Genomic DNA, 15636 nt, shown 5'->3' with positions numbered 1-15636 from the left:
CAGGAGGCCAACTAATCGGCCTCCTTTCTTTTTGCCTCAAATATGATTAGGTTGTACAATAAGGACAGTAGGATGTGCAGGAGGCTTTGTCAATGAAAGAAGAAAAGAAAAAAAGCGAATCATGGGAATGGCTAAAAGCATTATTGATTGCATTCGGCCTTGCGGCGGTGATCCGGATCTTCCTTTTCACGCCAATTGTCGTAGATGGTGAATCCATGATGCCGACACTGGAAAATGGTGACCGGATGATTGTCAATAAGATCGGCTATACAATCGGAAAGCCAGACCGCTTTGATATCGTTGTATTCCATGCCGAAGAACAAAAGGACTATATTAAGCGAGTGATCGGATTACCTGGCGATACGGTGGAATATCGCGATGATGTTTTGTACATTAACGGAGAGCCTTATGACGAACCTTATCTTGATCAATACAAAGCGGAAGTGATCGACAGTCCTTTGACGGAAGACTTCACGTTGGAAGAGAAAATCCAAAGTGAAACGGTGCCTGAAGGACATGTATTCGTTCTTGGGGATAATCGCAGGAAGAGTAAAGACTCGAGACATATCGGCGCCGTCGCGATCGATGAAATTATCGGTAGCACGAAAGTCGTCTTTTGGCCGATCAAAGACTTCGGAATCGTCAAATGATGTAGTAAAGGAGTTGGTAGTTATGACGATTCAATGGTTTCCCGGCCATATGGCGAAAGCGCGGCGGGAAGTAACTGAGCAGTTAAAATTAGTAGATATCGTATTTGAATTGATTGACGCAAGGCTTCCTCTTTCATCAAGGAACCCGATGATTGACCAAGTCATTCATCAGAAGCCGAGATTGCTGATCTTAAATAAGATGGATCTTGCAGATCAAACGGAAACCACAAGATGGATCCGTTATTTCGAAAAGCAAGGAATCCATGCGGTTGCCATCAATTCATTTGAAGGAAAAGGGCTTCAAGCTGTCACGAAAGCCGCCAAGGAAATTTTGGAACCAAAGCTCGAGAGGATGCGGAAAAGAGGGATTCGACCGGGCGCAATCCGTGCGATGATCGTTGGTATTCCGAATGTCGGCAAGTCAACATTGATCAATCGGCTGGCGAAGAAAAACATTGCCAAAACAGGCAATAAGCCTGGCGTGACGAAAGCCCAGCAATGGATCAAGTTCGGCAAGGAGCTTGAACTATTGGATACACCAGGGATTTTATGGCCGAAGTTTGAAGACAAAGAAGTAGGCTACAAACTTGCTCTGACAGGGGCGATTAAAGATACGATTGTCAATATGGAAGATTTAGCTGTCTATGGACTTCGTTTCCTAGAGGCGAATTATCCCGACCGTTTATTGGAAAGATACGGATTGTCGACGATAGGCGAAGATCTTCTACATGTATTCGATCAGATTGGCACATTGCGAAAAGTATACACGACAGGTGGAGAAGTCGAATATGACAAAGTGGCGGAATTGATCGTCCACGATATCCGCAACGAACATCTTGGGAAGTTGACATTCGACTTCACTTCACAGCACTCTCACGAATTGGCCGATGCCGACACGGACTAACATCCGAGGCAATCGGCTTTTCTCTTTATCTTCATAAAGGAATTAGCTCGAAACTTGCTTCCGATTGCCGATATAAGAAAAAAGCGAAACAACGGGATACGCGCATTGAACAAACAGCCTGTAAGTGGAAGGTGGATACAATGAAAACGATTAAAGAAATTACGGAGAGGCTCAATCGGACGGTCGAACGGGAAGCTTGGATGGCAGAGCTTGCACAAGATGCAAGGGCTGGTGTGAAAAATGCCCTTGCGCGTTGGGAAAGACAATATGAGAAACGGCAAGAAAAAGAACGAAGCCATGCTGAAAAAATAGCGTTTGACGGGTCGTTTGCGCCGTTTGACAGAGCGATGGTTGCAGGGGTCGATGAAGCGGGCAGAGGACCGTTAGCGGGGCCTGTCGTAACGGCAACGGTTATTTTACCGAGCGAAGTCCCAGAGTTGGTCGGTCTTGATGACTCGAAAACGATTGCCAAAAGCGAGCGGGAGCGATTGGCGGGGGAAATAAAAAAAGTGGCTATCTCTTACGCAGTACATATCCAATCTTCCCAAATCATCGATGAGCTCAATATTTTTGCGGCAACGAAAGCTTCAATGGAACAAGCGGTCAAAGGGCTTTCGGTTCGGCCTGATTTCGTCATAGCGGATGCCATGCAGTTGGCAACGGATTGTCCGACCGAATCGATCATCAAAGGGGATGCGAAGAGTTTGGCAATTGCGGCGGCTTCCATATTGGCAAAAACGACAAGGGATGCCATCATGGATGGATTGCATGAGGAATTTCCTGCCTATCAGTTCGGAAAAAATGCCGGTTATGGAACAGCGGAACATCTTGAAGCTTTGCGCAAGTTTGGACCTTGCGAACATCATCGAACCAGTTTTGAGCCTGTCAAATCCATGGTGGAAGGAAGGGGGAGACAATGAGTTTTCCGACAATGCGCCCGTTAAACGGCCAACCGATGACGAATGCCGCACTTCAAAATCGCCCATTCGTTCTCCATGAAGGGCAACTCTTCCATGGACAGATCAAACAGCTTTTTCCCGGACAGATGGCAGAAGTTCAAATAGGGGGCCAGAAGCTAGTGGCTAACCTTGAAGTGCCGATGAAAGCAGGGGATGCATATTATTTCCAAGTTTCTTCAGTGAAGCCTGAATTGCAACTGAAAATTATTGCAGGTCCACTTCAGGTTGCAGAAGGGCAAGGCCATCAACTCGCTAAATTAATGGAGGCTATGCAATTACCGAAGACGCCTGAGATGCAATCCGTGCTTGCGTTCATCGTGAAAAACAAAATCCCGATGACAAGGGAAGGCTTGCTACAAGCGGCAAACTTGTTAAAGGATGTACCAGCCAATCTTCGCAATGAGGCATTGGCATCCATTCAAAGATTAGCGGATTTGAAATTGCCGTTCACTGAATCAATTTTTCGTTCATTGCTCGGGGTGGAAGCGAAGGAAAGTACGCATGCCCTACTTACCACGTTGAAGTCGACGTTAGCAGCGGATGCAACGATCCCATCCCAACAGAAAGAAGGCATTTTAACGGCACTTGACAGGATGGTGAAACCATTTGCACAGGGAACAGGAGGCGTGTTTCTTGGACAAGCGGTATTGACATTGCTCAATCAAACCGAAAGTCCGGAGAACCGTTTTGCCATCTTGCAAGTATTAAAAAACGCAGGCATCTTACCAGCACAGGCATCGCTAGCAAATTTGCAACAAGTATTGTCCGAGTCGATGATACGCGGAGGGATTGCTCAGCAGGGAAACAACCTGGCTCCTACGCCGTTTTCAGGTCCACTAACAGCTATGAATAATCCTTCTGTCCAAACGGCATCCACTTCTGCTGCTGAACCGACAACCGAACGATTGATTGGGGCTCTCCGGCAAATTGCGCAAGCTGGCTCGACACAAACAACCCCCGATATTTCCAATTTGAAAGCACTTATTGCGGCAGATCGAGAAATGAGTAACCAGCAAAAGGCGATGTTACTGACAATAATCGATCGACTGGCAGACATTCGCCCATCGCATCAAGCGACGATGGAATTTGTACGGGAATTCACTCACACACTTTTGAAGGTGACGTCGGAAAATGCGATCGCCACCCCTTTTGGACAACATTCGCCATCTGAAGAGGGTGCCGCTAAAGTACTGTCACTGCTCCATCAGCAGGGCTCGCAACAAGGTGCTGAAAAAATGACCGCACTCATTCAGGTTGCAGGACGTTCCGACAATCCGGCGGTTCGACAGATGGTGCAAGGGGCTGATGCCTCAGTCGCTACTGCCATTGACGGCAAGGCGATGAAAGACGCATTACAAGCAGTCATTCGTTCGTCAGGCTTCAATTATGAAGCGGAACTTGCAAGCAAGGAACGGGATCCTAACCAGCTGATGGATATGGTGAAGCCGCAATTGGTCAAGCTTTTGCAAAGTTCGATGCTGTCCCCGGCTGTGCGCGAGGCTGCGGAAAACGTTGTCATGCGTATGAATGGGCCGTTGTTGCAATCCGGAGAAAACGGCGTGCAACATCAGCTCGTTATGCAAGTGCCGCTGGATATTTTCGGAAAGCGGATTGATTCGACATTGCAATGGCATGGAAGAATGAAGGAAAACGGGCAAATCGACTCCGATTTTGCGCGCGTTCTATTTTATCTCGATTTGGCGTCGATAAAGCAAACCGTGATCGATATGCAAGTGCAAAATCGAGTTGTGAAAGTAACCGTTTTCAATGAGGATGATAAGCTTCAAACCGTGGCTCTCCCGCTGCAAAATAAGTTGAAAGATGGGCTAGAAGCAGCTGGTTACCGGTTGTCAGGAATTTTTTTCAAGCCTTTTGTCGAAGAAGAGAAGCCAGTGCAGAACAAACAACGACCGTCTGACGGTCAAGGGGTTGATGTCCGAATATGAACGAAGAACGGCAAGTCCGAAAAGAGGCAGTTGCCCTCTCATATGATCCCAGTGCGGGAGATGCCCCTAAAGTGACGGCGAAAGGGAAAGGGAAAATCGCAGAAAAGATTCTGGAAAAAGCGAAAGAGAATGATATTCCCATTCAAGAAGATCCAAGTCTAGTTGAAATTTTAGGGCAGCTGAATGTAAATGAATCGATACCTGAAGAACTCTATCAAGCAGTTTCGGAAGTTTTTGCTTATATTTATCAAGTGGATCGAGCACATGGTCTACGAAAAAATAACTGAATTTCGACAAATTTCAGGAGTTGGCAATCAATTGTGGACATTGTTTGACATCTTTACTACAATGAATAAGGCAGTAAATTATTGAGATACAAGTTTGATTGGAGGATGTAAGATGAATATCCATGAATATCAAGGGAAACAGCTACTAAGAGATTATGGAGTAGCAGTTTCGAACGGCCTTGTTGCTTTTTCTCCGGAAGAGGCAGTTAAAGCTGCGAAGGAATTGGGAACGGACGTCATCGTTGTGAAAGCACAAATCCATGCGGGTGGCCGCGGAAAAGCGGGCGGTGTCAAGATCGCTAAAAATCTTGACGAAGTGCGCGCTTATGCGGAAGAGCTAATCGGCAAAACGCTTGTGACACATCAAACAGGCCCGGAAGGTAAAGAAGTGAAAAGACTTCTTATCGAAGAAGGTTCCGACATTAAAAAAGAATACTACCTTGGACTAGTCCTGGACCGTGCTACAGATCGCGTAACACTTATGGGTTCTGAAGAAGGTGGAATGGATATCGAGGAAGTTGCAGAAGCGACACCTGAAAAAATCTTCAAAGAAGTGATCGATCCAGTTGTTGGATTGACTGGCTTCCAAGCACGCCGTATGGCTTTCAACATGAATATCCCTGCTCACCTTGTAAACAAAGCAGCAAAATTCATGCTTGGCCTCTATCAAGTATTTACTGAAAAAGACGCATCAATCGTTGAGATCAACCCACTTGTTGTAACAGGTGATGATAATGTTTTAGCGCTAGATGCAAAATTCAACTTCGATGCAAACGCATTGTATCGTCATAAAGACATCATGGAGCTTCGCGACCTTGATGAAGAAGATGCAAAAGAAATCGAAGCTTCAAAATATGACTTAAGCTATATTTCACTAGATGGCAACATCGGCTGCATGGTTAACGGTGCCGGTCTAGCAATGGCGACAATGGATACAATCAACTACTACGGCGGTTCACCTGCTAACTTCCTTGATGTTGGGGGCGGCGCAACTGCTGAAAAAGTAACAGAAGCATTCAAAATCATCCTATCCGACGAAGCTGTTAAAGGGATTTTCGTCAACATTTTCGGCGGTATCATGAAATGTGATGTTATCGCAGAAGGTGTCATTACAGCTGCGAAAGAAGTGGGTCTGCAAGTACCACTAGTCGTACGTTTGGAAGGTACAAATGTAGATAAAGGTAAAGCTCTATTGAACGAATCAGGACTGAATATCATCGCCGCGGATTCAATGGCGGACGGTGCACAAAAGATTGTTGAACTCGTAGGCTAAGAAAGGCAGGGACAAACTGATGAGTATTTATATTAATAAAGATACAAAAGTGATCGTACAAGGAATCACAGGTTCTACAGCACTTTTCCATACGCAACAAATGCTTGAGTACGGGACAAAAATCGTCGGTGGTGTAACGCCTGGAAAAGGTGGAACAGAAGCAGCGGGCGTACCTGTTTTCAACACGGTTGAAGAAGCGGTGAAAGCAACAGGCGCAAACGTTTCAGTTATCTACGTACCGGCTCCATTCGCAGCAGATGCGATCATGGAAGCGGTAGATGCAGAATTGGATATGACGATTTGTATTACAGAACATATTCCAGTTCTTGACATGGTAAAAGTAAAACGTTACATGGCAGGCAAAAAGACACGTCTTGTCGGACCGAACTGCCCAGGTGTCATTACTGCTGATGAGTGTAAGATTGGTATTATGCCAGGTTATATTCATACAAAAGGTCATGTGGGTGTTGTTTCGCGTTCTGGAACACTTACATATGAAGCTGTTCACCAACTTTCACAAGCGGGTATTGGTCAAACGACAGCTGTCGGTATCGGTGGAGACCCTGTCAATGGGACGAACTTCATCGATGTTCTAAAAGAATTCAATGAAGATCCTGAAACGTATGCAGTTGTTATGATCGGTGAAATCGGTGGTACAGCTGAAGAAGAAGCAGCTGCTTGGATCGCTGAAAACATGACGAAACCGGTTGTAGGCTTCATCGGCGGACAAACGGCTCCAGAAGGTAAACGTATGGGCCACGCTGGTGCAATCATTTCAGGCGGTAAAGGAACTGCAGCTGAAAAGATCAAAGCGCTCAACGCGGCTGGTGTTGAAACTGCAGATACACCGTCTGTTATCGGTGAAACGTTAATCAAAGTGATTAAAGAAAAAGGTTTATACGAAAAGTGTAAAACACATTAATTCAATTCAACAAGATGCAGCGTGTATATAATGCGCTGCATCTTTTTTAAAAAGGGAGGAATTCAATGGAATTGACGGACAAGGAACGACGATTGTTGGCGCTTCATTATGTATTTCCGGTACCTTTGAATCGCTTAGGCAAGCTGTTCGAGATAGATCCCGATCTTGATAGGCTCTTTACGTATCACGCAAAAGAACTCGCGGAAATCGTGAACATTCCGATAGCGAAAGCCCTCAAGTTAACAGAAAACTTACAGCGAAACGTAGACACCCCTTATGATGAATTATATGAGCGGCACGCCATATTCCCCATCCCATTTACTCATTCCCTATATCCTGAAAAATTACGCCTTTTGATTGATCCACCCGCTGTCCTTTATACGAAAGGCTGTTTGCAATTATTGACGGAGCGACGGTATATTGCCATTATCGGTTCAAGAAAAGCGACCGCCTATTCGAAAAAAGCATTGAAATTGATCGTCCCCCCACTTGTAGAAAATAATGCTGTTATCGTTTCCGGGCTGGCGAAAGGGGCCGATGCGATGGCGCATGAGGCAGCTCTCGAATATGGCGGAAAAACCATCGCTGTACTCGGACACGGCTTCTTCCATCTGTATCCAAAAGAGAATGCGAAACTCGCTGCGGAAATTGTCGAAAAACAGTTGATGTTGACTGAATATCCTCCTTATATGAAGCCGGAACGGTGGACATTTCCGATGCGTAATCGTATCATTAGCGGACTATCCGACGCGGTTATCGTAACGGAAGCCGCCCGGAAAAGTGGCACGATGAGCACGGTGGAGCATGCGCTTGACCACGGAAAGGATATTTTTACAGTCCCAGGCCCTATTACATCCGCATTGTCGGCAGGACCGAATCAGTTATTAGACGAAGGGGCGAAACCGATCTGGAGCGGCTTTCAGATCGTAGAAACGCTCGCTTTCGATAGGTAAAGAAAAACCTTTCCTCCTTAAAAGGTTGCAATAAATTGAAATCTGTTATACATTTTGCAACAGATATTCTTTTGATGAATAAATACCGAACCTCTTTAAGGAGGCATATAATGAATGGCAGATAATTTAGTAATCGTAGAATCACCTGCAAAGGCAAAAACGATTGAACGATATTTAGGAAAAAAATATAAAGTGCGTGCATCACTCGGTCATTTGCGCGATTTACCGCGCAGCCAAATGGGTGTAGACACTGAAAATAACTATGAGCCTAAGTACATCACGATTCGCGGGAAAGGTCCGATTTTGCAAGAGTTGAAGAAGGATGCCAAAAAAGCGAAAAAAATCTATCTCGCGGCCGACCCCGATAGAGAAGGGGAAGCGATCGCTTGGCATTTAGCGCATCAGCTCGGTATCGATATCGAATCGGATTGCCGCGTCGTGTTCAATGAAATTACAAAAGATGCAATCAAGGAATCTTTTAAAAATCCTCGGCCGATCAATATGGATCTCGTCGATGCCCAGCAGGCACGCCGTATTTTGGACCGGCTTGTCGGGTATAACATCAGCCCGATCCTTTGGAAGAAAGTGAAAAAAGGATTATCGGCAGGACGGGTTCAGTCGGTTTCACTGCGGCTCATCATCGATCGAGAAAATGAGATCAAAAATTTTGTTCCGGAAGAGTATTGGAGCATTAGTGGCCAATTCACAAAAGATTCCGTTACGTTCGAAGCAGCTTTTTATGGTGATGCGAAGAAAAAGCTGAAATTGACGAACAAAGCGCAAGTCGATGAGATTCTTGGTCAGTTAAAAGGAGACAAATTCGATATCGCTTCCGTTGTGAAAAAAGAACGTAAACGGAATCCGGCAGTTCCATTCACCACTTCATCCTTACAACAGGAAGCTGCGCGCAAGTTGAACTTCCGCGCGAAGAAGACGATGATGCTGGCACAGCAGCTATACGAAGGGATCAATCTTGGGAAAGAAGGCAGCGTCGGGCTCATCACTTATATGAGAACGGATTCGACCCGGATAGCGGATAGCGCGAAGGAAGAGGCGCAGTCCTTTATCGAAACGATGTACGGCAAAGAATTTGTAACACCTTCGAAGGCCGCAAAAAAGGAGACGAACAAAACGCAAGATGCGCACGAGGCAATCAGGCCCACTTCTGTTATGCGTCCACCTGCGGCCATGAAGACGGTTTTATCACGTGATCAATTACGCTTATACAAGCTGATTTGGGAGCGATTTGTCGCCAGTCAAATGGCACCGGCCATTTTAGATACGGTTACGGTGGATCTTTTGAATGGCGATGTGCGTTTCAGAGCAAATGGTTCGCAAGTGAAATTCCCTGGATTCATGAAAGTGTACGTCGAAGGGGACGATGACAAAGAGGAAGAGAAGGATCGTATTCTACCGCCGTTAGAAGAAGGGCAGCAAGTGGGCTATAGTGAGATTGATCCGAAACAGCATTTCACCCAGCCGCCACCGCGCTATTCGGAAGCTCGTTTGGTCAAAACGCTCGAAGAACTTGGTATCGGCCGGCCGTCGACTTATGCACCGACACTCGATACGATCCAAAAACGTGGATATGTAACGCTTGATGCGAAGCGTTTCATCCCGACCGAACTTGGCGAAATTGTTCACCAGGCAGTCAATCAGTACTTCCCGGATATTATCGATGTTGAATTTACAGCCGAAATGGAAAAAGGGCTCGATAATATCGAAGACGGAAAAATCAAATGGGTCGAAGTCATTGATGATTTCTACCAGGATTTTGAGAAGCATGTACAAGTGGCGGACGCTGAAATGGAAAAAATCGAAATCAAAGATGAACCCGCTGGAGAAGATTGTGAAAAATGCGGTTCGCCGATGGTTTTTAAACTAGGGCGTTATGGAAAATTCATGGCCTGCTCCAATTTCCCGGATTGTCGCAATACGAAGGCGATCATCAAACCGATCGGTGTTACGTGTCCAACTTGTAAAGAGGGACAGGTTGTTGAACGGAAGAGCAAAACGAAAAGGATTTTCTACGGCTGTGACCGCTATCCGGAATGTGAGTATGTCTCATGGGATAAACCGGTTGCAAGACCTTGTCCAAAATGCGAAAATACACTAGTTGAAAAGAAATTGAAAAAAGGCGTACAAATCCAATGCACGGAATGTGACTACAAAGAAGACGCTCAACAATAAAGAAAAGCGTCTGGTGCCTGTAGTCTGGACAATAAGTGATTTAGAAAGAAGGTGATGGGATGACACCCATCGTAAATGTCATAGGCGCAGGGCTTGCAGGAAGCGAGGCTGCGTGGCAGATTGCCAATCGTGGAGTAAATGTCCGTTTATATGAAATGAGGCCGGTAAAACAAACGCCAGCGCATCACACGGACAAGTTTGCGGAGCTTGTTTGCAGTAATTCATTGCGTGCCAACAATTTGACGAACGCAGTAGGAATCATTAAGGAAGAAATGAGAAGACTCAATTCGCTGATCATCGATGCGGCAGATGCATGCTCTGTTCCGGCAGGAGGGGCATTGGCCGTCGACCGTCATGAGTTTGCAGGAAATGTGACGGAGCGGGTCCGCAATCATCCGCTCATCGAGATTGTCAACGAAGAAGTGACTGAACTGCCGGAGGGAATAACGGTCATCGCAACAGGCCCTCTCACTTCGCCGGCATTGGCAGAGCAGATTCGCAAATTGACAGGTGAAGAGTATTTATATTTCTATGATGCAGCAGCACCGATCATCGAAAAAGATTCTATCGATATGGAGAAGGTTTTCTTGAAATCCCGCTATGATAAAGGGGAAGCGGCTTATTTGAACTGTCCGATGGATGAAGAGCAATTCGCACGTTTTTATCAAGCGTTAGTGGATGCTGAAGTCGTACCGTTGAAGGAATTCGAGAAAGAGATTTACTTTGAAGGCTGCATGCCAGTTGAAGTGCTTGCGCAACGTGGTGAGAAAACGTTACTATTTGGAGCGTTGAAGCCGGTTGGACTTGAAGATCCGGTAACCGGAAAACGATACAAGGCGGTTGTTCAACTGCGGCAAGATGACGCGGCAGGAACCCTTTATAATATCGTCGGATTCCAAACGCATATGAAATGGGGAGCCCAAAAAGAAGTCATCAACCTCATTCCTGGTCTTGAAAACGTGGAAATTGTCCGTTATGGTGTCATGCATCGAAATACATTCATCAATTCGCCACGGGTACTAGATTCGACATACCAATTGAAGTCCAATCGGAACATATTTTTCGCGGGTCAGATGACGGGAGTCGAAGGTTATGTTGAATCGGCCGGTTCCGGACTTATCGCAGGTATCAATGCAGCGAATGTGGCACTTGGCAAAGAAACCGTTCTATTTCCGCATGAAACGGCACTTGGCAGTATGGCAAGATATATTACGGAAGCCGATCCGAAAAACTTCCAGCCGATGAACATCAACTTCGGTCTCTTCCCGGATCTTGGGGAGCGGATCAAGTCAAAAGTGGAACGTGCAGAAAAACATGCTGAACGAGCATTACAGGCAATCGCCGAATTTCAATCTTCAGTAACCGTCTAAAAGAGAAATCTGAAAAGGGGTTAGGGGAAAGTGTTACCTTGACCCCTTTTTTTCGCTGTTTTCCGACAAAAAGGGTGTCGAATCCCCATATATTTCTTGTAATTTGAACATTTTGTGTCGAAAATGGAAAAAAACTGATAGAGGTCTGACTTCTGAAGAGGTGAAAGTTGCCGATAGGTACTCAAATATTGTATAGTGAATCGTGGATGACTTTTGAATATCCGGATTAGTCGTTATTTTGAAGTTATTTACTTCGCTTACAAACATGGTGTAAAAGCACCGGCGTTTCAAAGACTCGCAATATTGTTATCATTCAATCAGCTTTTCGTTTTGGGGGTGAAACGTTTGGCGGTAGAACCTTCTAGCATCCGTGATGAATACATTTCGTATATACGCTTGGAAAAAAATTATTCATTCAACACCGTATCCGAATATGAAACAGATATCAATGCTTTCCTAAACTTTATGGAAGTTGAAGGGATGACGGATTTAAATGATGTCACATATCCAGAAGCAAGACTCTATGTAACTAGATTATTTGATAAGGGGTTATCGAGGGCGTCGATTTCAAGGAATATTTCATCCATCAGATCTTTTTTCAAATTTGCTAGTGCCCGATATCAGATTTCCGATCATGCGTTTCGTTCACTCCATCACCCGAAAAAAGAAGAGCGGCTACCCGCTTTTTTTTATGAGGAAGAACTGGCCCTTTTATTTTCAGCCTGCGAAGGGAATGATAAGAAGTCATTACGTGATAAAGCGCTTCTTGAATTGCTCTACGCAACTGGAATACGGGTCAGTGAGTTGACATCGATCACTTTGAAGGACATCGATGAGCAACTTGGTATCGTCATGGTCATGGGGAAAGGGCGAAAAGAACGGTATGTCCCATTTGGAAGTTTTGCACAAACTGCGCTTGATGCATATTTGGAGCAAAGTCGGCCATCATTGGTGAAACAGAAAAAACATGACATACTTTTCGTCAATTTGCGAGGTGACCCACTGACGGATGGCGGGGTGCGGCATATATTAAATATGATGATGGAACGTGCAACACTTCATTCCAACATTTACCCGCATATGATCCGCCATTCATTTGCCACTCATCTGTTGGCAAGTGGCGCTGATATGCGGACTGTTCAGGAATTACTGGGGCATACGCACTTATCATCTACTCAAGTGTATACGCATATAACAAAAGAGCATTTAAGAAAAACCTATATGAATACGCACCCACGAGCATAGGAGGTTGAAAAGATGGAATTCCATGCAACGACGATTTTTGCGATTCGCCACAAAGGCTCTTGTGCCATGTCGGGCGATGGGCAAGTGACAGTAGGGAATGCAGTGGTCATGAAACATACTGCAAAAAAAGTCCGCAGATTGTTTGGCGGCAAGGTGTTGGCCGGGTTTGCGGGTTCGGTCGCAGATGCTTTCACATTGTTTGAATTGTTCGAAGGAAAGTTGACAGAGTATAACGGGAATCTTCAACGTGCTTCTGTCGAACTTGCAAAAGAGTGGCGGGGAGATCGTATCCTTAGGAAGCTGGAAGCAATGCTGCTTGTGATGGACCAGGATAGCCTTCTTCTCATATCTGGAACAGGAGAAGTGATCGAACCTGATGACGGTATACTCTCGATCGGTTCTGGTGGGAATTATGCGATGGCTGCCGGAAGGGCGCTGAAAAAGTATAGTGGCGACACTTTGACGGCGCAGGAAATTGCACGGGCTGCTCTTGAAACCGCTGCGGAAATCTGTGTGTACACAAACGATCAGATCATAGTGGAGGTACTGGAATGACCAAAAGACAAGAACTGACTCCGAAGGAATTGACTGCGCATCTCGATCGGTTTATCGTCGGACAAGAAAATGCAAAGCGTGCTGTCGCTGTGGCAATCCGGAATAGGTACAGAAGAAGTCTGCTTGCGGATGAAGAGAAAAGTGAAATCATTCCGAAAAACATTTTGATGATTGGACCGACGGGTGTTGGGAAGACTGAAATTGCCCGAAGAATTGCAAAATTGGTCAATGCCCCTTTCGTAAAAGTGGAAGCGACAAAGTTTACTGAAGTCGGTTATGTCGGACGCGATGTCGAGTCGATGATCAGGGATCTAACGGAAGCAGGTGTCCGTATTGTTCGGGCGGAACAGCGAGAAGCGGTAAAAGAAAGCGCCTCGTTGCTTGCTGAAGAACGCCTTGTTGAACTGCTTGTTCCAGAAAAGAAGAAGAAAAGCGGCATGCAAAATCCATTCGAAATGCTATTTGGACAAAAAATGGATCAAGAAGAGCCTGACGCTGCAGAAGTTGCCGAAGTGAAGCGTAAACGATCGGAAATTGCCGCAAGTTTGAAGGCCGGCGAGCTTGAGGAGAAAATGGTAACTGTGGAAGTTTCTACACAACCGCCGTCGATGTTTGATGCTCTGCAAGGATCGGGTATGGAACAGATGGGAGCGAATATGCAAGATGCATTATCCTCGCTCATGCCGAAAAGAACGGTAAAGCGCAAAATGAAAGTGAAAGACGCGAGAAAAGTACTTGAGGCGGAAGAAGCTGACAAACTGATCGATCATGATGAAGTCGCAAGACGTGCCATCGAATTGACGGAGCAATCCGGGATCATCTTCCTTGATGAGATGGATAAAATCGCTAGTCGGGGTGGCAATGGTTCTTCGGCGGATGTATCACGTGAAGGTGTGCAGCGGGATATTTTGCCGATTGTAGAAGGATCTACAGTCACCACAAAATATGGAGCCGTTAAAACGGATTTTATTCTTTTCATTGCAGCGGGTGCATTTCATATGGCGAAACCATCCGATATTATCCCCGAACTGCAAGGCCGTTTCCCAATTCGTGTCGAATTAGATAAATTGACGAAAGAAGATTTTGAACGGATTTTAAATGAACCGGATTTCTCGTTGATCCGACAATATGAGAAATTGCTCGAAACGGAAGGCGTCATTTTGGACTTCACTGACGAAGCGATCAGCAGAATTGCAGAAATTGCTTTTGAGGTGAATGACGAGACCGAAAATATCGGGGCACGTCGCCTCCATACGATTTTGGAGAAGTTATTGGAAGAACTGTCGTATGAAGCGGCTGATATCGGACCGACAGCCATTAAAATCACACCTGCATATGTCGATGAAAAGTTGAAAAACATCGCAAAAAACAAAGACTTGTCACAATTTATACTTTAATCGAATCGTTTTAGTTTATTTAATGATTGAAAACCTTTAGAATATTCATTAAAAGAAACATTCTACAGTACGTACTTATTTTGAGGAGGAAAAGTAATATGTCATTGTTAGCAAGAACACGCGAAATTAATGCTATGCTTCAGAAATCAGCAGGGAAACCGGTAAACTTCAAGGAAATGGCTGACAAGCTCAGCGATGTTATTGAATGTAATGCTTTCATCGTAAGCCGTAAAGGGAAATTGTTAGGAATGGGTATCCATCAACAAATTGAAAACGAACGTATGAAAAAGATGCTGGAAGAGCGTAAATTTCCAGAGGATTATACAAACAAACTGTTTGAGGTGCATGAAACGTCTCCGAACTTGGATGTGTACAGTGCACATACGGTATTCCCAGAGGAAAATCGTGATCTGTTCAAGGATGGTCTAACAACAATCGTCCCAATCAACGGGGGCGGGGAGCGACTTGGCACACTTATCTTGTCAAGATTGAAAGAAGAATTTGAAGAAAATGATTTGATTCTTGCTGAATACGGGGCTACGGTCGTCGGTATGGAAATCCTGCGTGAGAAAGCAGAAGAGATTGAAATCGAAGCGCGCAGCAAGGCGGTCGTACAGATGGCGATCAACTCACTTTCTTATAGTGAGCACGAAGCAATCGAACATATTTTCAACGAACTGGATGGCAATGAAGGATTGCTTGTCGCATCTAAAATTGCAGACCGTGTAGGAATTACGCGTTCTGTTATCGTAAACGCATTGCGTAAGTTGGAAAGTGCTGGTGTAATCGAATCACGCTCCCTCGGTATGAAAGGGACATATATTAAAGTGCTGAATAGCAAGTTCCTTGGTGAACTGGAAAAACAAAGATCATAACAGTGTGGGACATTCGACACTTCTTCCGAAAATAGGAGGAAGTGTCTTTTTAAATTAGGGATTTCATAACATGGGTTGGAATGATTGGAAGTACCTCTATTAGGAATGTT

Annotated in this window: 14 protein-coding genes; all 14 read left to right on the top strand. The window is 45.2% G+C overall.

Going from position 1 to position 15636, the window contains the following annotated elements:
* The first annotated feature begins 92 nt into the window (after positions 1-92).
* Positions 93-650: a signal peptidase I gene (gene lepB, locus MHZ95_RS02125; protein WP_239388848.1), complete on the top strand. Its 558-nt coding sequence runs from the start codon at positions 93-95 to the stop codon at positions 648-650.
* Positions 651-672: 22 nt separating this feature from the next.
* Positions 673-1554: a ribosome biogenesis GTPase YlqF gene (ylqF, locus tag MHZ95_RS02120; protein WP_239388847.1), complete on the top strand. Its 882-nt coding sequence runs from the start codon at positions 673-675 to the stop codon at positions 1552-1554.
* Between the two features lie 140 nt (positions 1555-1694).
* On the top strand, positions 1695-2474 hold the full coding sequence (locus tag MHZ95_RS02115) for a ribonuclease HII (RefSeq protein WP_239388846.1): 780 nt from the start codon (positions 1695-1697) through the stop codon (positions 2472-2474).
* The gene (locus MHZ95_RS02110; RefSeq protein ID WP_239388845.1) at positions 2471-4459 is read left to right on the top strand and encodes a hypothetical protein; all 1989 of its coding nucleotides are present in this window, start codon (positions 2471-2473) and stop codon (positions 4457-4459) included. The genes MHZ95_RS02115 and MHZ95_RS02110 overlap by 4 nt, the downstream gene beginning before the upstream one ends.
* Positions 4456-4746, top strand: a complete 291-nt coding sequence (locus MHZ95_RS02105) for an EscU/YscU/HrcU family type III secretion system export apparatus switch protein (protein ID WP_239388844.1) — start codon at positions 4456-4458, stop codon at positions 4744-4746. Before MHZ95_RS02110 ends, MHZ95_RS02105 begins: the two co-directional genes overlap by 4 nt.
* Before the next feature lie 112 nt (positions 4747-4858).
* Positions 4859-6019: an ADP-forming succinate--CoA ligase subunit beta gene (sucC, locus tag MHZ95_RS02100; RefSeq protein WP_239388843.1), complete on the top strand. Its 1161-nt coding sequence runs from the start codon at positions 4859-4861 to the stop codon at positions 6017-6019.
* A 19-nt stretch (positions 6020-6038) separates the two neighbouring features.
* The gene (gene sucD / locus MHZ95_RS02095; RefSeq protein WP_239388842.1) at positions 6039-6941 is read left to right on the top strand and encodes a succinate--CoA ligase subunit alpha; all 903 of its coding nucleotides are present in this window, start codon (positions 6039-6041) and stop codon (positions 6939-6941) included.
* Positions 6942-7006: 65 nt separating this feature from the next.
* The gene (gene dprA, locus MHZ95_RS02090; RefSeq protein ID WP_239388841.1) at positions 7007-7894 is read left to right on the top strand and encodes a DNA-processing protein DprA; all 888 of its coding nucleotides are present in this window, start codon (positions 7007-7009) and stop codon (positions 7892-7894) included.
* 114 nt (positions 7895-8008) lie between these two features.
* Positions 8009-10084 (top strand): type I DNA topoisomerase, encoded by a 2076-nt coding sequence (topA, locus tag MHZ95_RS02085; protein WP_239388840.1) that lies wholly within the window; start codon positions 8009-8011, stop codon positions 10082-10084.
* Between the two features lie 59 nt (positions 10085-10143).
* Positions 10144-11454: an FADH(2)-oxidizing methylenetetrahydrofolate--tRNA-(uracil(54)-C(5))-methyltransferase TrmFO gene (trmFO, locus tag MHZ95_RS02080; protein WP_239388839.1), complete on the top strand. Its 1311-nt coding sequence runs from the start codon at positions 10144-10146 to the stop codon at positions 11452-11454.
* A 345-nt stretch (positions 11455-11799) separates the two neighbouring features.
* Positions 11800-12699, top strand: coding sequence for a tyrosine recombinase XerC (gene xerC, locus MHZ95_RS02075; protein ID WP_239388838.1), 900 nt, complete (start codon positions 11800-11802; stop codon positions 12697-12699).
* Between the two features lie 12 nt (positions 12700-12711).
* On the top strand, positions 12712-13254 hold the full coding sequence (hslV, locus tag MHZ95_RS02070; RefSeq protein ID WP_239388837.1) for an ATP-dependent protease subunit HslV: 543 nt from the start codon (positions 12712-12714) through the stop codon (positions 13252-13254).
* Positions 13251-14651, top strand: coding sequence for an ATP-dependent protease ATPase subunit HslU (hslU, locus tag MHZ95_RS02065; RefSeq protein WP_239388836.1), 1401 nt, complete (start codon positions 13251-13253; stop codon positions 14649-14651). Before hslV ends, hslU begins: the two co-directional genes overlap by 4 nt.
* Before the next feature lie 98 nt (positions 14652-14749).
* Positions 14750-15526: a GTP-sensing pleiotropic transcriptional regulator CodY gene (codY, locus tag MHZ95_RS02060; RefSeq protein ID WP_239388835.1), complete on the top strand. Its 777-nt coding sequence runs from the start codon at positions 14750-14752 to the stop codon at positions 15524-15526.
* Positions 15527-15636 lie beyond the last annotated feature (110 nt).

Origin of the sequence: Sporosarcina sp. ACRSM, assembly GCF_022346545.1 — a bacterium.
Taxonomy (GTDB): domain Bacteria; phylum Bacillota; class Bacilli; order Bacillales_A; family Planococcaceae; genus Sporosarcina.
This window is presented reverse-complemented; position numbering and strand designations above follow the sequence as displayed.